The organism is Pedobacter sp. R20-19, assembly GCF_000708265.2.
In the GTDB taxonomy this organism is placed as follows: domain Bacteria; phylum Bacteroidota; class Bacteroidia; order Sphingobacteriales; family Sphingobacteriaceae; genus Pedobacter.
The window spans coordinates 410,661-431,448 of the sequence record NZ_JCKI01000002.1 but is presented as its reverse complement, the minus strand read 5'-3'; the positions used below and the strand labels follow the sequence as shown (position 1 = coordinate 431,448).

16 protein-coding genes are annotated in these 20,788 nt (G+C 38.5%); 11 read left to right on the top strand and 5 right to left on the bottom strand.

Annotated elements, in window-relative coordinates; genetic code table 11:
- Positions 1–2: 2 nt before the first annotated feature.
- The 3 genes from AN34_RS05665 to AN34_RS05655 all read right to left on the bottom strand — a co-directional run bounded on the left by AN34_RS05665 (position 3) and on the right by AN34_RS05655 (position 2,484).
- On the bottom strand, positions 3–209 hold the full coding sequence (locus AN34_RS05665; protein ID WP_029283172.1) for a helix-turn-helix transcriptional regulator: 207 nt from the start codon (positions 207–209) through the stop codon (positions 3–5).
- A gap of 126 nt (positions 210–335) precedes the next feature.
- On the bottom strand, positions 336–968 hold the full coding sequence (locus AN34_RS05660; RefSeq protein ID WP_029283170.1) for an SLATT domain-containing protein: 633 nt from the start codon (positions 966–968) through the stop codon (positions 336–338).
- Between the two features lie 697 nt (positions 969–1,665).
- The gene (locus tag AN34_RS05655) at positions 1,666–2,484 is read right to left on the bottom strand and encodes a hypothetical protein (RefSeq protein ID WP_029283166.1); all 819 of its coding nucleotides are present in this window, start codon (positions 2,482–2,484) and stop codon (positions 1,666–1,668) included.
- Positions 2,485–4,793: 2,309 nt separating this feature from the next.
- On the opposite strand from AN34_RS05655, the gene purH reads away from it, so the two are divergent.
- The 7 genes from purH to rodA all read left to right on the top strand — a co-directional run bounded on the left by purH (position 4,794) and on the right by rodA (position 12,602).
- Complete coding sequence (gene purH / locus AN34_RS05645) at positions 4,794–6,320, top strand: bifunctional phosphoribosylaminoimidazolecarboxamide formyltransferase/IMP cyclohydrolase (protein ID WP_029283162.1); 1,527 nt, start codon at positions 4,794–4,796, stop codon at positions 6,318–6,320.
- Positions 6,321–6,494: 174 nt separating this feature from the next.
- Entirely contained in the window at positions 6,495–7,517 is a 1,023-nt protein-coding gene (locus AN34_RS05640; RefSeq protein ID WP_010601761.1) for a rod shape-determining protein, read from the top strand.
- A 36-nt stretch (positions 7,518–7,553) separates the two neighbouring features.
- On the top strand, positions 7,554–7,925 hold the full coding sequence (locus AN34_RS05635) for a four helix bundle protein (protein WP_029283160.1): 372 nt from the start codon (positions 7,554–7,556) through the stop codon (positions 7,923–7,925).
- 59 nt (positions 7,926–7,984) lie between these two features.
- On the top strand, positions 7,985–8,824 hold the full coding sequence (mreC, locus tag AN34_RS05630; protein WP_029283158.1) for a rod shape-determining protein MreC: 840 nt from the start codon (positions 7,985–7,987) through the stop codon (positions 8,822–8,824).
- Entirely contained in the window at positions 8,817–9,332 is a 516-nt protein-coding gene (locus AN34_RS05625; protein ID WP_029283157.1) for a hypothetical protein, read from the top strand. Before mreC ends, AN34_RS05625 begins: the two co-directional genes overlap by 8 nt.
- Positions 9,332–11,338: a penicillin-binding protein 2 gene (gene mrdA, locus AN34_RS05620; RefSeq protein WP_029283155.1), complete on the top strand. Its 2,007-nt coding sequence runs from the start codon at positions 9,332–9,334 to the stop codon at positions 11,336–11,338. Before AN34_RS05625 ends, mrdA begins: the two co-directional genes overlap by 1 nt.
- A 1-nt stretch (position 11,339) precedes the next feature.
- On the top strand, positions 11,340–12,602 hold the full coding sequence (gene rodA, locus AN34_RS05615; RefSeq protein ID WP_029283152.1) for a rod shape-determining protein RodA: 1,263 nt from the start codon (positions 11,340–11,342) through the stop codon (positions 12,600–12,602).
- A 150-nt stretch (positions 12,603–12,752) separates the two neighbouring features.
- On the opposite strand, the gene AN34_RS05610 is transcribed toward rodA, so the two are convergent.
- Positions 12,753–13,946, bottom strand: coding sequence for a hypothetical protein (locus AN34_RS05610; protein WP_157263208.1), 1,194 nt, complete (start codon positions 13,944–13,946; stop codon positions 12,753–12,755).
- 122 nt (positions 13,947–14,068) lie between these two features.
- Between AN34_RS05610 and AN34_RS05605 the strand changes: the two genes are divergently transcribed.
- The 4 genes from AN34_RS05605 to AN34_RS05590 all read left to right on the top strand — a co-directional run bounded on the left by AN34_RS05605 (position 14,069) and on the right by AN34_RS05590 (position 17,186).
- Positions 14,069–14,650 (top strand): thymidine kinase, encoded by a 582-nt coding sequence (locus AN34_RS05605; protein ID WP_029283148.1) that lies wholly within the window; start codon positions 14,069–14,071, stop codon positions 14,648–14,650.
- A gap of 46 nt (positions 14,651–14,696) precedes the next feature.
- Positions 14,697–15,302 (top strand): Crp/Fnr family transcriptional regulator, encoded by a 606-nt coding sequence (locus tag AN34_RS05600; protein ID WP_029283147.1) that lies wholly within the window; start codon positions 14,697–14,699, stop codon positions 15,300–15,302.
- Between the two features lie 87 nt (positions 15,303–15,389).
- Positions 15,390–16,325, top strand: coding sequence for an NAD-dependent epimerase/dehydratase family protein (locus AN34_RS05595; protein WP_029283145.1), 936 nt, complete (start codon positions 15,390–15,392; stop codon positions 16,323–16,325).
- A 42-nt stretch (positions 16,326–16,367) separates the two neighbouring features.
- On the top strand, positions 16,368–17,186 hold the full coding sequence (locus AN34_RS05590) for an SDR family oxidoreductase (RefSeq protein WP_029283143.1): 819 nt from the start codon (positions 16,368–16,370) through the stop codon (positions 17,184–17,186).
- A 180-nt stretch (positions 17,187–17,366) separates the two neighbouring features.
- On the opposite strand, the gene AN34_RS05585 is transcribed toward AN34_RS05590, so the two are convergent.
- Positions 17,367–20,750 carry a DEAD/DEAH box helicase gene (locus AN34_RS05585; protein ID WP_029283141.1) on the bottom strand — a complete coding sequence of 1,128 codons (3,384 nt, stop codon included), beginning with the start codon at positions 20,748–20,750 and terminating at the stop codon, positions 17,367–17,369.
- Positions 20,751–20,788 lie beyond the last annotated feature (38 nt).

Genomic DNA, 20,788 nt, shown 5'->3' with positions numbered 1-20,788 from the left:
CATTACTTAGTAGAATTCAAAAGTTCTTTAATATCAATATTTAGTAATTCTGCAATTTGAAGCATAGTTTCAACTGGCGGCTGTACCTCATTTGTACACCATCGAGAAATGGTAGTTTCATTTTTGTTTAATTCAACTGCTAACCATTTATTGGTTTTACCTTGTTCAGCCAAAACAGCTTTCAGCCTATTTATTGCTTTATTACTCATATTAATCTGCATTATATGTCAATAAATCTACATCTTATAATTTGTAGATTAAAACTCTATTTTATTTATTAATGAAACTCAGTAATTTAAAAAACCAATACGTTCCTGTCATCTAATTTTTTGCATTTAACTTCCTATAAAAAACATAATAGCCAAAAGTGGAGGAATAATAATCAAGAAATAGTAGACAAAAAACGTGAAGGCATTATAATTAACCCAAATCTTCCAAACATCTATTTTAGTCAATTTGTGATAACTAGCTTTAGTCGCTTTAAAACGTTCAATGTCGATGTGTTGATGGTTATCGTATTTTTCTAAAATACGTTGGTACTTTGCAGCAGCTTCTTTCGTATATGTTTCTTTTTCTTGTAAAGTAGCATTTGGATTCAAAGTTTTGAAAATACGCAGTTCATTGTATAATTCTGAAAGCTCTAGCCCACAAGCATGAAACTCTTTAGCTTTCACATTAAAATCTTTTGCATTTTCAATTTGTCCGAAAACTAAAGCGAGAATGGATAAGCAAGTAATTGAATAAGCGATTACGTTCTCATTACCCAATTGTGTATTATAAACGTTGTAAACAGAAAGTAACCCTACCGCAATTAGATATACTGAAATTAGGCTATTACATAAACCTGACAACTTGGAAAGCCTTACTAACCTACTGTGCGCATGAAATCGGGAGCCCTTTGTTGACCAAATTTTGTAACTAAGTTCTTCTAGAAATGTTTTATTCAGATAATCAAGGTAATTATTCATTTAGATATGTATTGATTTTAAGTTTGTAGTCATTCTTTTTCGAATAAATGGTTTTTATTCAAAGGCTCTGAAGTTTTAAATACCAAAGTTCATTTTCTATAAACTTATTTTTCATTGAAATCGAATGAAGCTTAAATGAATGAATTATATCTAAAAATTTTTATCACTCAAATTGAAAATAGACAGCAAAAAATAGAAGTTTGCATATTCCTGAAAGGAATCTGAGAATTATGAGATATCATTACTGCGTTAATTTATTATTGAGATGTACCAAATGTTGTAATAATTATTCAGGATTCCAATTTATTATCACCAGATAAATAAAGCACAACAACCGTCCGGCTGCTGCGCTTTTAAAATTACATCCCGATTAAGTAGTATGGCACGACAAGGAACACCAATAACATCCATTAATCCGATTTAAAAAAGGATATTTTCTCTTGGCCTCATCAACTGCCGGCGTGCAAGAACTAAATGTTCCTAACTCATCATAATTTTGTTTAGGATAATAATCGCAATCGTCCTTGTGAACCTCATAATCTCCATTAGATTGCTGGTTCAAATTTAATCGGTAACTGGCCATAAGATTTGTTTTTAAATTTAATTGTACCAAACCTATTTAATGCGATACACAATTTTATACGGTTAACCGTAAACATAAAAAGAATGGCTTAAATGTATGATTCAGACCACCAACTCAACCCTCCTCCACCACCCAGCTTAACTTATCCACCTGCTCCACTACCTCCTTTTCCACTTGAGGTTGCCCTACAAAATCGACCATTACACCATCCTTTACATGCAAGGCGTGAATAATTTTACCCGCATAATAACGCCGGTCGCCAGAGCGGGTGGCACCAGAAAAGAAGGAAATGCCCATGGCGAAGATTAAAGCCTTATCACCCTGATGATTCAGGCTTAAGGATAAGACTGTTTTCGGAAAGTGGCTATTGCTTAAAGGTATCACCAAGTCATTCACTTCAATAATGTCGTAACCGCCCTGAACATCCAGATCGAAATGAAAGCCCATGACCTGCAATCGCGCTTCAGTAGCCTTAGGATGCGGTTTCAGGAGCGATTTTATTTCGCCCTTAGGCAGAATAAGTTGTACTAATCCATCAGGTTCAATGCGCAGATCAGATTCGTTCAGCCATAAAGTTCCGAGGGCTTTGCTGCTGTTAAATTCGAAACCCTTAAGCAAAGTGATGTCACCATCAATCAATTTTTTATCACCTGCCTGTTCGGCTGGGATGGTTTTAAAGATTTCGATAAAACGTTTGTTCAGGCGATTGAGGAGATCGCCATAAGCATAAAGCCTGACTAGCGGGGCAAATGCTTTTCGGATATAAGCCGCATTTCTGCTGGCCAATCCAAAATCGCGACTGCTTTTTTTGCTCGCTTCAGTTTGCTTTTTGTGGGCAGCTTTTTGTCTGACAACATCTGTATTTCCAAGTTTGTAAAAAACAAGATCGCCCAGTTGCCCATTAATTTTGATAATTCCATTCTGGCTAGCCATAATTTTAGTATATTAGGTTAAACAAAAGGGATGATCACCCAATTTAATCAATCTCTGATTAAAAATCCAAAAAATATTATTCCAAACCCCACCTTTACGCCACATTTACCCCACGTTTTAGCCACCTTCCGGCCAGGTTTGCTTCTACCCTGCTGTGCACTTACTGGCCTGCTGCTTTGGAATTGATTTAGTAAAATTAAGGCTTAGATGAAGATCGGCTATGTCCGAAATTTGAATCGCTTTAGATTAGCGAGTTAAGGATAGCTAAATAAAAGGTAAAGAGAAACATAGCTTAGGGTTATTTTGATGTATAGCTGTGTCGGTATTAGGGTAAGGAAATGGTATAGGAGGCAAAATACAAAACGCCCGGATAGATTAGCCACTCATGCCTTAAAGTTTCTGCCTGCACGGGGTCCGATAGCTATCTGATGACGATCGTATTATATAGCAAGCACCTTAAACCCCTATCCGCCTATCGGCACCTTTCCCCTGAAAGGGAAAGGGCGAGAGAAAATAAATCTCACTACAATACCATCGTCATCTCGACCGCAGCGGAGAGATCTTTGTACCATAATAATATTCAAACCCCTGTCAGCCTATCAGAACCTTTCCACTGAAAGGGAAAGAGCTAAAAGAAAAATTAATGCATTATGCAATATGCTCACTGCTCACCGGCCTGGGAAATGATGGAAGGAGAAAACGTTTAAAGCTTCAACCACAAACTTTCACTCCCCCACAATCCAAGGCAGCGCACCCTTTCCGACCTTTCGTCGGAACTTGTGCTGCCGCTATAAAAGCTTTAACGAATTTATCCGACATCAGTTCCAAGCCTTGATTTTTGGTTACCTTTTTATCAAGAAAAAGGTAAGAGCCCCTCGGTGGCGGCGAACCGAGGCAAGACCCAGCGAAAGGCAATTTCTAATTAGTAAGTAAACATAAACATCTGCTCCATGCTATCTCCACCCTGCCCACCGGCCTGGGAAATGATGGAAGGAGAAAACGTTTAAAGCTTCGGCCACAAACTTTCATAACCAACAACCCAAGGCAGCGCACCCTTTCCGACCTTTCGTCGGAACTTGTGCTGCCGCTATAAAAGCTTGAACGAATTTATCCGACATCAGATCCAAGCCTTGATATTATTCATAAGTTATTTATGTTTTTATAGGTATTCATGAGCTCGCAGAAAAGCTCGGTTTTGTTACTTTTTTGATCAAGCAAAAAAGTAAGAGCCCCTCGGTGGCGGCGAAGTTGTACCGATTTCACATCGGTACCGAAGCAAGACTGAGCCATGTGCAAAAATCTCTCCGCTACGGTCGAGATGACGGCCTAGTGTGCCCCTCAAAGTTCCAAAAACATATCTCTTCGGATGCTTGTCTCTGCTCCATGCAATCTGCATCATGCTATACGGCCTCGGAAATGATGGAAGGAGAAAACGTTTAAAGCTTCCTCCACAAACTTTCATACCCAACAACCCAAGGCAGCGCACCCTTTCCGACCTTTCGTCGGAACTTGTGCTGCCGCTATAAAAGCTTTAACGAATTTATCCGACATCAGGTCCAAGCCTTGATATTATTCATAAGTTATTTATGTTTTTATAGGTATTCATGAGCTCGCAGAAAAGCTCGGTTTTGTTACTTTTTTGATCAAGCAAAAAAGTAAGAGCCCCTCGGTGGCGGCGAAGTTGTACCGATTTCACATCGGTACCGAAGCAAGTCTGAGCGAAGGGCAAACCTATTTTATTTCACAATAATAGCGAAAGCATTAAGATTCCCGCCTGCGCAGAATCCGATAGCTATCCGATCACGATCGTATTACATAGCAAGCGCCTTAAACCCCTATCCGCCTATCGGCACCTTTCCCCTGAAAGGGAAAGGGCGAGAGAAAATTAAATCTCACGACAATACCATCGTCATCTCGACCGCAGTGGAGAGATCTTTGTACCATAATAATATTCAAACCCCTGTCCGCCTATCGGCACCTTTCCCCTGAAAGGGAAAGGGCGAGAGAAAATAAATCTCACTACAATACCATCGTCATCTCGACCGCAGCGGAGAGATCTTTGCACTTTGTTACACTTTAATCTAAATATAAAGCATTCTGAACAACGCTATTAGTAGTAAGGGGGTCTCAGCGAGACGCCAATAACAGTTGTTATATTAAAATCAGGCATTTAGCAACAAGTTTCGCAGATTTTGCTGTTTCACTATGCAATAATCTAAAGGACGAACCATTCGCATATTTTTCCCTCTCCAACATAACAAAAAAACCATCCTCTTTTACTACCTTTGCGGCTCAAAATTTACAGTAGAATGAGTCAGTCCATTAAAATTAAAAACGCTTTAATTTCAGTATATTATAAGGATGGTTTAGAACCATTGGTAAAATTATTGGCCGCTCAGGGCGTTCAGTTATTCTCTACCGGCGGAACAGAGCAATTTATTAAAGATTTAAATTTACCCGTTACAGCAGTTGAAGATTTAACAGGATACCCATCAATTTTAGGTGGACGTGTTAAAACCTTGCATCCAAAAGTTTTTGGTGGAATTTTAAACCGCAGAGCGTTAGCGGGCGATCAGGAACAAATTGCAGCATACGAAATCCCTGAAATTGACCTGGTAATTGTTGACCTTTACCCATTCGAAGAAACTGTAAAAGCGGGCGGAACACCCGAAGAAATTATTGAAAAAATTGACATCGGCGGTATTTCACTCATCCGTGCAGCTGCGAAAAACTTCAATGACGTAGTGATTATCGCTTCCAAAAACGATTACCCAACTTTACAAGCACAACTCGAAGAACAAAATGGTGAAACCACTTTAGCCCAACGTAAATCTTTCGCTAAAACCGCTTTCCATACCTCATCTCACTACGATACTGCCATCTTCAACTATTTTAATCAAGAAGAGCCTCTTGATGTTTTTAAACAAAGCGTAATTGAAGCTAAAACTTTGCGTTATGGCGAAAACCCACATCAAGGTGCCGTATTTTATGGGAACCTTGACGCCATGTTTACCAAATTAAATGGAAAAGAACTCTCCTATAATAACCTGGTAGATGTTGATGCAGCTGTAGCCTTAATTGATGAATTCGAAGATCCAACTTTCGCCATCTTGAAACATACCAATGCTTGCGGTATTGCCTCTCGCCCAACGGTAAAACAAGCTTGGCTGGATGCATTGGCTTGCGATCCGGTTTCTGCTTTTGGTGGTGTTTTAATTACCAATGTGGAAGTAGATTTAGCTACCGCAGAAGAAATTAACAACTTATTTTTCGAAGTATTAATTGCACCTGCTTACCAGCCAGAAGCGGTAGAATTGTTTAGCAAAAAGAAAAACCGCGTTATTTTAAAACGTAACGAAGTTGAATTGAGTAAAAAACAATTCAAAACATTATTAAACGGCGTAATTGAACAAGATAAAGATTTAATTATCGAAGGTCCGGAACAAATGACAACTGTTACCGACAAAGCACCAACAGCACAAGAATTAAAAGACTTATATTTCGCCAATAAAATTGTAAAGCATACCAAATCCAACACCATTGTTTTGGTGAAAGATGACGTATTAATTGCAAGCGGTGTTGGTCAAACCTCACGCGTAGATGCTTTAAGACAAGCGATTGATAAAGCTGCTTCATTCGGATTCAGCGTGAAGGGCTGTGCAATGGCATCTGATGCCTTCTTCCCTTTCCCTGATTGTGTAGAGATTGCTGCTGAGGCCGGAATTACTGCTGTTTTACAACCAGGTGGCTCTATAAAAGATGCAGATTCTGTAGCAAAAGCAAATGAAAAAGGCATTGCAATGGTAACTACAGGCGTTAGACACTTTAAACACTAGTTTAAGCAGAAAAGCGAAAAGACAAAAGCCTAAAGCACATTATCCACAGCTTTAAGCTTTGAGCTTTAATCTTTCAGCTTGTTGCTAAAGAAAATAAAACTTAAAACAATAAAAAAGCTATTTTTACATTAGGAATAGTATAGATTTGATAAATTAAGAAATTAAAACTCATACATGGGATTATTCAATTGGTTTACGCAGGAAGTTGCCATCGATTTAGGTACTGCGAATACCCTAATTATACATAATGATAAAGTTGTTGTAGATGAACCATCTATAGTTGCTTTTGATCGCACAACAAACAAAGTCATTGCTATCGGCCGTCAGGCGATGCAAATGGAGGGAAAAACCCACGATAACATCAAGACAGTACGCCCCTTAAAAGACGGTGTTATTGCTGATTTCAACGCTGCTGAAGCCATGATTAAAGGCATGATTCGCATGTTGAATGGTGGTAAAGGCTGGATGTTTCCTTCCTTAAGGATGGTAATCTGTATCCCATCAGGAATCACTGAAGTAGAAAAACGTGCAGTACGTGATTCTGCTGAGATTGCCGGAGCAAAAGAAGTTTATCTTATTCACGAACCCATGGCTGCTGCCGTAGGGATTGGAATCGACGTAGAAGAACCAATGGGCAACATGATCATCGATATCGGTGGTGGTACTACTGAAATTGCGGTGATTGCCTTATCAGGTATCGTTTGTGATCAGTCTATCCGTGTGGCAGGAGATAACTTCGATTCAGATATCGTAAATTATATCCGCCGCCAGCATAACATCATGATTGGTGACCGTACCGCAGAAAAAATTAAAATTGAAGTGGGTGCAGCATTACCAGAGTTACAGGATGCGCCAGCTGATTTCGCTGTTCAAGGTCGTGATTTAATGACGGGTGTTCCAAAACAAATCACTGTTTCTTATACTGAAATTGCACATTGTTTAGATAAATCGATCTCTAAAATTGAAGAAGCCATTTTAAAAGCATTAGAGATTACACCTCCAGAGCTTTCTGCAGATATTTACCAAACGGGTATTTATTTAACAGGTGGCGGTGCGTTATTGAGAGGCTTAGATAAACGAGTTGCAGCAAAAACAAAATTACCAGTACACGTTGCCGAAGATCCACTTCGTGCAGTAGTTCGTGGTACAGGTATTGCGTTGAAAAACATTGGCGGATATAAATTCTTAATGCAATAAGCGCAGTTACGAATGTAGATTTTAGATTGACGATTGATGAATAGCGAGACGTTAAAAATTAGAACCAAAGCATATTCTATATCAATAGGAAAATTAATAATTTCTTTACCGTACAACGTTTTAAATAAAAATTATTCAAATCAACTGGTTCGATGCTCAAGTTCTGTAGGTGCCAATTATAGGGCAGCATGCAGAGCTAAATCAACTGCTGATTTTTTGAATAAATTAAAAATTGTAGAAGAAGAATTAGATGAATCGATGTTTTTTCTTGAGTTGTTGGAAGAATTTAACCCTGATTTAAAAGCAGAGATACTTAAAAACTGGAAAGAAGGAAATGAATTACTTTCAATTATAGTTTCTTCCATTATTACTATCAGAAAAAACGAACAAAATCGTAAAACATCTTAAATCTGAATTGGAAACTATGCCGGCAATCTTAAATCGTAAATCTAAACCCGTAAATTAGCATGCGTAACCTTTGGATTTTTGTCAGCAGATACAACGCATTTTTTTTGTTTATTATTTTTTCCCTTATCGGGATTTACCTCACCGTAAAAAATAATGCCTATCAAAGGAGTGTAACCCTGAATTCTTCAAATGAAGTTATTGGAACGGCTTACGAAAGACTAAATATTTTTAAAAGATATTTAAACCTGGGCATGGTTAACGATAGTTTAGCCGCTGAAAATGCTAAACTTAAGAGTCAGCTACTGGCTTTAAACACCATTGATACGGCTAAAGACGTTAAAGTAATTGATACCTTAACCGATCAGCAATATACCTATCTGGCAGCCAAAGTGGTTAAAAATTCAGTTACCCTGCGTAATAACATCATGACCATCAATAAAGGGAGTTTAGATGGAATTCGAAACGGGATGGCCGTAATTGCCCCTCAACGGGGTGTAGTAGGATTAATCAGAGATGTTTCCGAGCACCTGGCAACCATTCAGTCTCTTTTACATAAAGACACCCGGATCAGTGTAAGTTTAAAGAAAAATCATGCGCTCGGCTCTTTGGTTTGGGGCGATGGCAATTTCGACATCAGAAAAGCATTTATTAAAGAAGTACCCAATCACATTAAAATGTATGTGGGCGATTCAGTCGTAACATCAGGATACGGCTCCTTCCCTGCCGGCATTTTTGTAGGAAAAATTATTAAACCTAACGTAGCCACCAATGATAATTTCTTATCAGGAGAATTAAATCTGGTGACTGATTTTAGTACTTTACAATACGTTTACGTGATCAAAGACAAAAAGGCTGAAGAACAAAAAGCTCTAGAAAGTTTAGTGAAACCGAATGAATAGCAGAATCATAATCGTAAATATTATCAGGTGGTGTATCCTGCTTTTTGTTCAGATTTTTCTGCTCAAGAATATGGGTTTTTACGACCTTTCCACGCCATTTATTTATATCCTATTCCTCCTGCTTTTACCATTTGGTATACCAAACATTTTGCTGTATTTACTGGCTTTTGGAACAGGTTTAACACTCGATGCTTTTTATGATACCATGGGGGTACATGCTACAGCCTGTGTTGTACTAGCCTTTGTCAGGATTTCTTTTATTTCCATAAGTTTAAACCGAGACGCAATTGACGACCCGGAACCATCGTTAAGTTACATGGGTTTCCAGTGGTTTTCACTTTATGCTTTTCTTTGTGTGATTGCGCACCATTTGGTGCTGTTCTTTTTAGAAACATTTAGGTTATCAGAAATTGGTTATACCTTAATGAGATGCGGCTTAAGTTGTATCTTTACACTGCTTATTATTTTATTGGTAGAGTTTATATTCTATAAAAGAACGTCGCGCTAATGGATCAATTATTTAACCGAAAATATATCATTCAAGGATTATTTATTGTAATCGCCCTGATTCTATTGGGGAAATTATTTTATATCCAGGTGGTGAGCGATAAATACTTCCTTTCTGCAGAAAGCAACGTTTTACGGAAAATTTATAAATATCCCGCACGTGGTGCTATTTTAGATCGAAACATGAAAGTGATCGTTCAAAATGAGCCCGTATACGATTTGATGGTAACCCCAAGCGAGGTTAAACCCTTTGATACCCTCGCACTCGCACAGGCACTGGAAATTTCTGTAGCAGACGTACGTAAGAAATTAAAAAAAGCCAAAGCACAATCTGCTTATCAGGCTACTTTTTTTGACCGTCAGATTTCAGTACAATCCTATGCCCGTCTTCAGGAAATTATGTATAGGTTCCCTGGTTTTAGAACGCAGGACAGAACCATAAGGCATTACCCAGATAGTATTGCCGGACAACTTTTTGGATACGTTAAAGAGGTAAGTCCAGATGACATTGAAAAATCGGAAGGCTATTATAAACCAGGTGATTTTATTGGCAAAAGTGGACTAGAGCGCTCATATGAAGATTTCTTACGTGGAGAAAAGGGTGTGATCAATATGCTCTACGATGCCAAAAATATTGCACAAGGAAGTTATTCTGCTGGTAAATATGATATAAATGCCGTTTCTGGTGATCGCTTAATCTCTTCTCTGGATATTAGAATTCAACGGCTTGGTGAAGAACTCATGAAAAATAAAGTGGGTGCTATTGTCGCGATAGAGCCTTCAACAGGTGAAATTCTTGCTTTTGTAAGCAGCCCGGGTTATGATCCGAATCAACTTGTTGGAAAAGACTGGGGTAAAAACTACATGGGTTTATTGGCTAATCCTTATCGGCCACAAATTGTGCGCCCGATTGCAGGGCAATATTCACCCGGATCATCATTTAAACCTGTAGACGCTTTAGTGGCCTTGCAAGATGGCGCTATTGATCCAAATACAACTTTTACTTGCCCAGGTTATTACCAGGCCGGAAATCATAAAGTAAAATGCGAACACATTGACGGCACCATTAATATGCAGCGTGGAATTGCGAGAAGTTGCAATACCTATTTCTGTCACGTTTTTCAGAATATCATCACCAAAAATGGAATGAAAAATCAACGTCAGACCTATGCGCACTGGCATGATCAGATTGCAAAATGGGGTTTCGGACAAAAATTAGGCATAGACATGCCCTTCGAAAAAAAGGGAATCTTTTATCAGGCAGATCATTACGATAAAATTTACGGCAAACGCTGGGGATATACTACAGTGATCTCTCAGGCCATTGGCCAGGGAGAAATCACCTCTACACCACTCCAAATGGCTAATGTAATGGCGGCAATAGCGAACCGCGGTTATTATCTAAAACCCCATTTAATTAAAGGTATCGGCGATAAAAAGGTTGTCAAAAAAGAATACCTTGAAAAGAACTATGTAGGCATAGATGAAAAATACTTTCAGCCAGTGATAGAAGGTATGAGAGATGCAGTTAATAGTCCGTGGGGGACAGCAAAGGAATCAAGAATACCAAATATTCTGATGTGCGGTAAAACAGGTACTGTACAAAATCCACATGGTAAAAATCACTCTGTATTTATAGGCTTTGCACCAATGGATAACCCTAAAATTGCCATAGCTGTGATTGTAGAAAATGGTGGTTTTGGTGGATCTTATGCAGCACCAATATCCAGTTTTATTGTAGAAAAATATTTAACAGATTCCATTAAACCAAAGGCAAATGGCTATACGGTTAAAGCATTTGCAGAAACCAATCTATTGCCAGCCATCATTGATAAAACTAAAAAACCAAAGCCTGTAAAAACAGATAGTATTTCAGTTAAAAAGCTAGATTCCATAAAAAAATTAAAAGATAGCCTTAAATTGAGGTCTGCCACAATAAAAACTGTTTCTACCAAACCAAAAGAATTAAAGACAGTATTAACCGATAAACCTGTAATCCAGAAATAATATGCAGCAACAACAGGGAAATCGTTTCTTTTTCAATGTAGACTGGATTACTGTTTTAATTTATATTGCCCTTTGTGCAGTTGGTTTTATTAATATTTTTGCATCCGTACCTCCTGAAAAGTCGGCTATATTCAATTTTAATACCCTATATGGAAAGCAGTTAATCTACGTGCTAACGGGTTTGGTGCTGGGCCTTTCGATATTACTTTTTGATGGAAGAGTATTTAATGTATTTTCTCCTTTTATTTATGGAGGCACATTACTGCTTTTAATGGCAGTTTTAGTCATTGGAAATAAAGTGGCCGGGAATCAGGCATGGATTGCCATCGGCTCCTTTAAGCTACAACCAGCAGAATTTGCCAAGTTTGGCACGGCATTGCTTCTGGCCAGGTATGTAGGTAGTTTTAACCCGAAGTTTAGAGATTTTAAATCCATTGCCATAGCCGCACTAATTGTTGGGGCACCATTGGTATTAATTATGTTGCAGCCAGATACAGGATCTGCATTGGTTTTTTTAGCCTTTATGTTTCCCCTATATCGTGAAGGTTTATCAGGTTATTTCCTATTGATCTTTCTGGGGATGATTGTACTGTTTATTGCAGATTTCCTCGTACCCACATACATTCTCATTCTCATAATTACCGCAGTTGCCGGACTATTCATTTACAATAATCGCAGGAAACAGAAAATAATTTTCTCTACTGTTTTGGTTACCGTATTGGCTATTGGCTATTTATTTCTGATTAAAGTGGCTTATGAAAAGGTATTGGCCCCGCACCAAAGAAGTCGGATTGAGCTGATGCTTGGCCTTAAAACCGATAACAGAGGCGCTGGTTATAATGTGATTCAATCGCAAATTGCCATTGGCTCCGGACAGGTAACAGGACGTGGTTTCTTAGAAGGTACGCAAACCAAATATGGGTATGTACCCGAGCAAAGTACCGATTTTATCTTCTCTACTATAGGTGAAGAATGGGGATTTCTAGGCTGTTCAGTTGTTATTGCACTATATATTTTTCTGTTATTAAGATTAATCAATCTCGCTGAAAGGCAAAGATCTACCTTTTCACGGGTTTACGGTTACAGTGTGGCCTGTATACTTTTCTTCCACGTTTTTATTAATATCGGCATGACGATTGGCATCATTCCCGTGATCGGAATTCCATTGCCCCTGATTAGTTACGGTGGCTCCTCACTATGGAGTTTCACCATATTGTTATTTATCTTCCTAAAACTGGATTCAAATAGAATGGGGTTTTTCTAAGCAATCAAACAAAAATAGAGTACACCTCTAACCTTTTCTAACTTACTAACCACTCTATCTAACCCTCTAAACTCATAACCCACACTTACCCATCTAATCCCATAACCTTCTAAACTACTTACCACCTCACCAACTAACCCATCTAACCAACTACTTACTAAACCTTCTGTTCAATAATTCATAAAACTGGTCGACAGTCGCCTGTTTACTGGCCCAATCATACTTCATCGCATAATTGCTTTGCAAAAAGTTATTGGCTGTTTCAAAGCTATTCATTTTGTTAACGATATCGATTGCTTCTGAATAAGCCAGGTTATATCCTTTGAATAAATCTTTAATAAAAAGCATTTTTTCATTGAGGTTAATGGCCTGTTTCAAATCAGCGATAGGTGCCTTAACCGGTTCATCACCCTGCGCATTGGTTTTGGCTAGCAAATCGTTTAAGCTTTGAACTGGTTTAGCAGTTGTAATGGGTTGTTCTGCAGGTTTAACCGGAATTGCTTCTGGCGTAAAAATTGGTTTATCATATACTTGCGGAGAAATAATAGGCTCATCCATTTCCACATCTTTAAGCGAAGGTATCGGTTCAGATTTCGCTACAATTGGCGTTTCAATTACAGGCTCTTCCGCAAAAACAATAGGCTCAATGGTTTCAGGAACTTCCGGTTCAACCTCCTCTTCATGTTCAATTAAAAAAGGCTCCGGACCAATTTCATCTTCTTCATTCAGTACAGCCTCATCCTGGGTAGTTAAAGGCGCCTCTTCTTTTTCATGTATTTTTTTCTTCTGTGCCAGAATCTCTTCTTCAGCCTTACTTAAAGGCCTGTCGAAAATCTCTTCAACAGATTTGGCTTCATAATCAAATTGATCATCAGCACTATGATTTCCTAAAACAAATTCAAAACTGTGGTCATCCTGGTCTGGCTTAAAAAAATCTTTTTCAAGTATCTTCTCTGCGGTATCATTTTTTATCGCCTCATCATCTGATAGCTCTTGCTTCACATCTATCCGCTCTTCCTTTTCCTCCGCAGTAATCACTTCTTCAAGCTCTTGAGGGTCAAATGCCTGATCATCTTCTAAATAACTTTGAGGTGTCTCTGGTAAAATGATGGTATTTTGTTCTTCCAATAAAGGCTGATTGATAACAGGATTTGGCTTTTCATTGATCACATTCAGTTTCTGAACAATCCGAACATGATCTGCAAGAAAATCTGCATTAGCTAAAAACAATTCCAATTCCAGGTGATTTAACTGTTGTGGATTCTGAGCGAGAAACTCATACTGCTCATTTAATTCTGTTAAGATACTACCGACTTTTTTGAAGATATTTTGCTGATTCATCATAAACTTAAACGGATTTTGTGCTGATTTATGTTGGTAACTATGTACCCAAAAATAACACATAATTATGATATTTGTTCGGTTTTAAATTAATAGAGAACACATCAGGGCATAATAAATCGGACATGTTATTTAGTGAACAAAATTTTAGAAGGAGAGGCGAGTTTTCGGGCAGTATTGAAGTGGTATGCGGCTCCATGTTTTCTGGTAAAACGGAAGAACTGATCCGAAGATTGAAGAGGGCCCAGATTGCTAAATTGAATGTCGAGATTTTTAAGCCACGAACCGATACCCGCTACCATGAAACGGCCGTGGTTTCACATGATTTAAATTCCATCAACTCTACCCCTGTAGACAGTGCTTCGGCCATCTTATTATTAGGCACCAACACCCAGGTAGTTGGCATTGATGAAGCACAATTCTTTGATAATGAACTTCCGGATGTTTGCAATAAACTTGCGCTGAGAGGCATACGGGTAATTGTTGCCGGCCTGGATATGGATTTCACAGGCAAACCCTTTGGTCCAATGCCCGCACTAATGGCCATTGCAGAACATGTAACCAAGGTAAATGCCGTTTGTGTGTGTTGCGGTAATCCCGCCCTTTTCAGTTATAGGACAGTGGCAAATGATTCGACCGTTTTACTGGGTGAAAAAGAAAGTTATGAGCCACGTTGCCGTGCTTGCTATCACCTGGATAAAGGATAGAAATTTCTTATCTTAGTCTGTAGAAATAAGAACTTCAACTTCCATCATGGATAATACCATACACCTGAATCATTTACGCAGTGAATTGAAAAAATTTGTTTCTTTCAGTGATGCAGAATGGGAAATTTTTAAGCAATATCTCGAATTCAGGCATTACGATAAAAAAGATTTTTTTGCTGTTCCTGGCGAGGTATGCGATCATATGGGTTTTATTCTGTGTGGCGCCATGAGGTATTTTCATGTTCGTGAGGGCATAGAAATTACCGGATATTTTAGTTTTGAGAATGAGTTGGTGAGTGCTTATAAAAGTTTTTTAACCCGCAAGCCCAATACCAATTATATCCAGGCGATAGAAAAAACCACCTTGATTCTGATTTCAAAAAAGAACTTTGAACTCATGGAAAATAATCCGGCCATTGCCTTTAAAATTGAACAGTTTGGCCGCCGGATCGCAGAATATTATATTTGCTGTTATGAGGATAGAGTAGCCAGCTTTATTATTCAAAGTCCCGAAGAACGTTATTTGGATATGCAGAAGAATGCAGGAGAAATATTCTTGCGCATCCCTCAACATTATGTAGCTAATTTTTTAGGAATTACTCCCGTATCCCTTTCGAGAATTAGAAAGAGAACCTTAAAGGTGCATGCCTAGTCTCCGTATTAAATCAAAACCTTATCTTTTGTTAACGTTTTAAACCTCATCCCGCAGCTATTTTTGTTGATATTAAAACACAAAAATATGTATGTAATATTAGGAGCCGGCGGACCAAGTGCCAATGCACTTACAGCAGAATTATTAATCCATCAAAAAAACATTCGCCTGGTGAGCAGGAAACCAATTTCGGTTTCTAATCCAAACATCAGCTGGGTGCAGGCAGATTTATTAAATGAAGCGCAGGTATGCGAAGCGGTAAAAGATGCAACTGTGGTTTACCTTTGCGCAGGAATTATTTATGATGCTAAAATCTGGCAACAACAATGGCCGATGATTATTAATAATGTAATTACTGCCGTGAAAAGTGTCGACGCTCGCCTGATTTTTCTGGATAATATTTACATGTATGGACTGGTAAACGGTCCGATAACAGAGCAAACACCGTATCATCCTTGCAGCGTTAAAGGCGAAATTCGCGCCAGCGTAGCCACCAAATTAATGGATGAAATGGCTGCAGGAAATATCCGGGCCAGCATTGCAAGGGCAGCTGATTTTTATGGAGCAAGTTCGATGAATAGTTTTATTGATATGATGGTGCTTGATAAATATTCAAAAAACCAAAGCGCCCAGTGGGTAGGCAACCCGAAAAAGCTACACAACTTTTCATACATACCCGATGTAGGCAAGGGCTTGTATATTTTGGGGCAGGATCCAAAATCAGACCATCAAATCTGGCACCTGCCTACAGCCAAACCCATTACAGGTAATGAGTTTATGCAGTTAGCTGCACAAATCTACCAGGTTGAACCGAAGCATACGAACATTAATAAACTGATGCTCCGTTTAGTCGGGCTTTTCAAAAAAGTAGTAGCCGGTACAGTAGAAATGTATTATCAATATGATCATGACTATCAGTTTGATTCCTCAAAATTTGAACAATACTTTAATTTTGAGCCTACCAGTTATGCTGATGGCATTAAAAACATTTCAGAAACGATGTACAAAAAACAAAATAATTAACCATTAGCCTGCCAGTTAAATGTAGAAGGATTATCTTTGTTTATGTTGACAAATCAGAAATTTGTACCAAACAAAAACATCTCCATTTTGGGTTGTGGCTGGTTTGGTCTTGCACTCGCCAAAGAACTTATTAAATCTGGTTATCAGGTTAAAGGCTCAACTACAACTCCTGAGAAACTCTCCTTACTTGCTGAAGAAGGCATCCAGCCATTTCTGGTGAATTTCAGTGCAGATCAGATGGTTACAGATCTGGAGTTTTTTGACGCAGATGTTCTGTTTATTTGTATTCCACCGAAGCGAAATTCTCCTGAGTTAAATGATTATGCACAGAAGATAGCCTCCATTTTAAGTGTAGCAAAAAATAAGGTTTCAAATATTATTTTAATCAGTTCTACCAGTGTTTACGGCGATGGAAATCAAATTGTAAACGAAATGAGTGAAACCAAGCCTGATACAGATTCAGGTAAAGTGGTTTTAGCTGCTGAAGAATTGTTGAAAAAGGAAATGCCTGATCACTTCACCATTATCCGCTTTGCGGGGTTAATTGGGCCAGACCGAAATCCTGGAAGGTTCTTTGCCGGCAAAACAAATATCCCGAATGGTTTAGCGCCGGTTAACCTGATTCACCAAACAGATGCAGTAGGAATAGCAATGGCCATCATAGAAAAACAGGCTTTTGGCAGAATTTATAATGCTTGTTCTCCTGATCACCCCAGCAGAAAAGAATTTTATACCACTGCCGCTAAAAATACAGGTTTGGTAGTTCCTGAGTTTATTTCAGAGAAAAAGGACTGGAAAGTGGTGGAAAGTGTAAATGTTCCAAAATACCTGAATTATGAATTTCAAGTTGAAATAGCTTAAGCCCGTTCACCCCACGCTGTCATGCTGAGGCACGAAGCATCTCCAACCTAAAAGCACCAAACCAGACATCCCTAACTCCATTATCTGCACTTTTATATTGCATTTAATAAGTTCCTGAATCAAGTTCAGGATGACGAACGCCACACAGTTCACGATGACTTAAAGCCTATAACACAATCCTTACCCCAACAAACCCAGCAATTCTTTTTTACTCAAACCTTTAAAAAATCCACTATCAGTTTGGATAAGGTTTTTTACCAGATCTTTTTTAGAAGCCTGCAGTTTCATGATCTTTTCTTCTATCGTATCCGGACAAATCAATCGCACCGCCATTACATTTTTATGCTGTCCAATTCGGTAGGCCCGATCGATCGCCTGATTCTCCACCGCTGGATTCCACCATGGATCAACAAGATAAACATAATCAGCAGATGTCAAGTTTAAACCCGTCCCACCCGCCTTCAAACTGATTAAGAAAACAGGAATCTCTTCACTTTCCTGAAAAGATTTGACCACCTCTTCCCTATTTCGGGTCTGGCCTGTCAGGTATGCGTATTTAATATTTTTTCTTTCCAATTCCTTTTTGATCAGATCGAGCATGGTAACGAACTGTGAAAATACCAGGATCTTATGCTTTTGCGATTTGCCTTCAATCTGCTCCATCAATACCTCAATTTTTGATGAAGCCTGGAGATATGATTTTCCATCGGCCAACAACGCCGCAGAGTTACAAATCTGTCGTAGCATCGTGATGCTTTTCAACACATGCATGGCACTTTTAGGCAATTCATCTTCAGTTTTACCTAAAATATAATCCTGAATTTCCTTTTTATTCGCTTCGTAAACCTCCCGCTGTTCGGTACCCATTTCACAATAAAGTACAATCTCCGTTTTATCCGGAAGTTCTTTAGCCACCTGCTCTTTCGTACGCCGCATTAGGAATGGCCTGATTTTCTTTTGCAACTCTTCTGCCCGCTTTTTATCTTTAAACTGATCTATTGGTGTAGAATATAAATCGGCAAATTGTTGCTTACTGCCAAATAAACCAGGGCAAGCAAAAGACAATTGCCCGTAAAGGTCGAAGGTGTTATTTTCAATTGGCGTACCCGTCATCACCACTTTGTTCCGCGATTTTAGCAACCTAACGGCCTTGTATCGTTGAGATTCCGGATTCTTAATGTTTTGAGATTCATCCAGAAAAATATAATTGAACCGATAATCCTTCAGAAAGCGAATATCAGAAAGTAGCGTACCATAAGAAGTGATTACGATTTCAAACTGATCAAAATCATCAGTAGTTTTGATTCGCTCATTGCCATAAATGGTTTTTACGGTAATAGATGGCGCAAACTTCTCTACCTCGGCTTTCCAGTTAAAAATCAATGATGCAGGAACCACCACCAGGTTAGTATTATGGCTTACTTTTTCACGTTGTAATAAAATGAAAGCCAGAATCTGGATGGTTTTACCCAGTCCCATATCATCTGCCAAACAGGCACCAAAATTAAAATCATCCAGAAAGTTTAGCCAGTTTAATCCATCTTTCTGATAAGGGCGCAAAGTAGCATTCAGGCTTTCCGGAACCTGAACCTCCTGTATGGAATCTGTACCTTCAAACTTTTGCTGGTAGCGTTTCAACTCATTTTTCACTTCTCCATCCAGGAGCGCATCTTCGTAAAGATCGTTTAACGTGGCAAACTTAATTTTAGGCGTTAGAATGGCTTCATCGGTTACTTCTCCCGCATCAAAATAATCAGTAAATTTCTGAATCCATTCGTGTGGTAAAATGCCTTGCGTTCCGTCATCAAGTGTAACGAATTTACTTTTGTTCCGGATCGATTTATGTAAATGCTTTAACGCTACCTGCTGTTTACCAAACTTTACTTTCACTTTGGTTTCAAACCAATCGGTACCACTTAACACTTCGATATTAATCTGTGCTTTATGCGGATTGAGTTTGTTATTTTTAAGTTGATTGAAACCTAATATATGAATCCCCTTATTGCGCCATACTTCGAAGGCCTCCAAGAACCAGCCTTCCTCTAAAAAACGTTTTCGGTGTAAATAGAAAGAATTATTGGTTTCCTGATCATAGAAATAGGGATGTTGCTTTAAAATACTGGCAATAAATTGCAGTTCGGCTTGCTCTTCACGGTGGAGGGTAAAAACATTACCAAGTTTATCCTGTGCCTGAATTTGCCGCTTGGAAAGCACCGGAATCTCCAGGTTGCCATAACGCATGACGGGTGTAAGTAATATATAATCTTCCGATTCAGATAAATAAATTAACTGTTCGTTTTCAAGATCGAAACCCTTTTCTTCCAGTTGATCTGCCGTAGCAGGTTTAAGATAGGTATAGTCAACCTGAATACTGCCTTCTAACTGAATTAAAATGAGCTTTTGAAACTCCGGATATTTTGTTTTATGTAAAATTAAACGGTTGCTTTGCTTTTGAAAAAAGCCTATCACACGCAAAAAATCAGGTTTGGTGATTAAATAAAGCTGGTCTTTAAGTTTAACGAAATATTGATGAACCAAAACCACCTGATCCAGTTCATAAGATTTACCCTCAATGGTTAACCGGCCTGTAATTTCATAAAAATCGTTTAGCTGATTAACTGAAAGTCGTAAATCAAGATCAAGTAACTGCACCTTTACAGGGCTAATAGTTGAAGCCTGAATATTGGTTTGCTTTTGGTCCTGCAGATAAAAAGGAATGTTCTGCGGATTTTTAACGATGGCCTTAAGGGCTTCAATTTCTTCGCCGGTTTGATCGTTATTGTAATTGGCCTGGAAGGTAGAAATGCCACTATAAAACTTCAGTTCATCGCTATCATCTGTTCTAAACAATAAGCTATTTAAATTTACTCTTAGCAAGGGATTTTTAACCTTTCCGGCCTTTGTTTGATCTGCCTTATATAATTCGATGGATAGGTTGCCATAATACCGATGCTGGCCCAATACCAAAATGATTTTACTCAAATCATGTACAGGTTTTAATCTACCTGTACTTTTTTGCTGAGGCAATAAAATATCTGACATTTGCTGACTTGCCTCTTTATTAAATGGCTGTAAAGCCCCCATTTTAGGCTTAATTTGTAACATTCCATCCCGATAGCTTAATACAAAAACAGCATCCAGATTTTTCTCCTTTTCCAGTCCGTAATCTAGTGCAATGGCGTGTAGTTTTTGCCGACGTAAGCGTTCATCAAAAAAGATAGCAAGATCTTCCCGGTTTAGAATATTGTACAATACCTGTGCCTGATGCACACATAATTTATTTTTTGGTGCAGCACAGCGGCAGGATAATTTTACCGCATTTTCTGTTTGCTGCACTTGAACGATTGGAAAAAAGAAATCTGATTCCTGGTGACTAAAAGCAGCGAAATCAATTTCTATTTGTTCTGGATAGAGATTAAAAAAGCCTTTGGCATAGGTATGAACTTCCTGACTAAGGTGCTTTAAAATGAAAATGCCATTTAAATCCTTCAGGTTGAAATCATGCAATACGTAATCATATGGATTAGAGAATACTGATGATGTTCCTGCCTTATCTTCGCTCATTTAAACAATTGTAAAATGTAAAAATAGCATAAACCTTG

Bases quoted from the DNA above. Each gene is read 5' to 3' on its own strand.
- AN34_RS05665 (WP_029283172.1), bottom strand. From the start codon at position 209: ATGAGTAATAAAGCAATAAATAGGCTGAAAGCTGTTTTGGCTGAACAA.
- AN34_RS05660 (WP_029283170.1), bottom strand. From the start codon at position 968: ATGAATAATTACCTTGATTATCTGAATAAAACATTTCTAGAAGAACTT.
- AN34_RS05655 (WP_029283166.1), bottom strand. From the start codon at position 2,484: ATGGCTAGCCAGAATGGAATTATCAAAATTAATGGGCAACTGGGCGAT.
- purH (WP_029283162.1), top strand. From the start codon at position 4,794: ATGAGTCAGTCCATTAAAATTAAAAACGCTTTAATTTCAGTATATTAT.
- AN34_RS05640 (WP_010601761.1), top strand. From the start codon at position 6,495: ATGGGATTATTCAATTGGTTTACGCAGGAAGTTGCCATCGATTTAGGT.
- AN34_RS05635 (WP_029283160.1), top strand. From the start codon at position 7,554: ATGAATAGCGAGACGTTAAAAATTAGAACCAAAGCATATTCTATATCA.
- mreC (WP_029283158.1), top strand. From the start codon at position 7,985: ATGCGTAACCTTTGGATTTTTGTCAGCAGATACAACGCATTTTTTTTG.
- AN34_RS05625 (WP_029283157.1), top strand. From the start codon at position 8,817: ATGAATAGCAGAATCATAATCGTAAATATTATCAGGTGGTGTATCCTG.
- mrdA (WP_029283155.1), top strand. From the start codon at position 9,332: ATGGATCAATTATTTAACCGAAAATATATCATTCAAGGATTATTTATT.
- rodA (WP_029283152.1), top strand. From the start codon at position 11,340: ATGCAGCAACAACAGGGAAATCGTTTCTTTTTCAATGTAGACTGGATT.
- AN34_RS05610 (WP_157263208.1), bottom strand. From the start codon at position 13,946: ATGATGAATCAGCAAAATATCTTCAAAAAAGTCGGTAGTATCTTAACA.
- AN34_RS05605 (WP_029283148.1), top strand. From the start codon at position 14,069: ATGTTATTTAGTGAACAAAATTTTAGAAGGAGAGGCGAGTTTTCGGGC.
- AN34_RS05600 (WP_029283147.1), top strand. From the start codon at position 14,697: ATGGATAATACCATACACCTGAATCATTTACGCAGTGAATTGAAAAAA.
- AN34_RS05595 (WP_029283145.1), top strand. From the start codon at position 15,390: ATGTATGTAATATTAGGAGCCGGCGGACCAAGTGCCAATGCACTTACA.
- AN34_RS05590 (WP_029283143.1), top strand. From the start codon at position 16,368: ATGTTGACAAATCAGAAATTTGTACCAAACAAAAACATCTCCATTTTG.
- AN34_RS05585 (WP_029283141.1), bottom strand. From the start codon at position 20,750: ATGAGCGAAGATAAGGCAGGAACATCATCAGTATTCTCTAATCCATAT.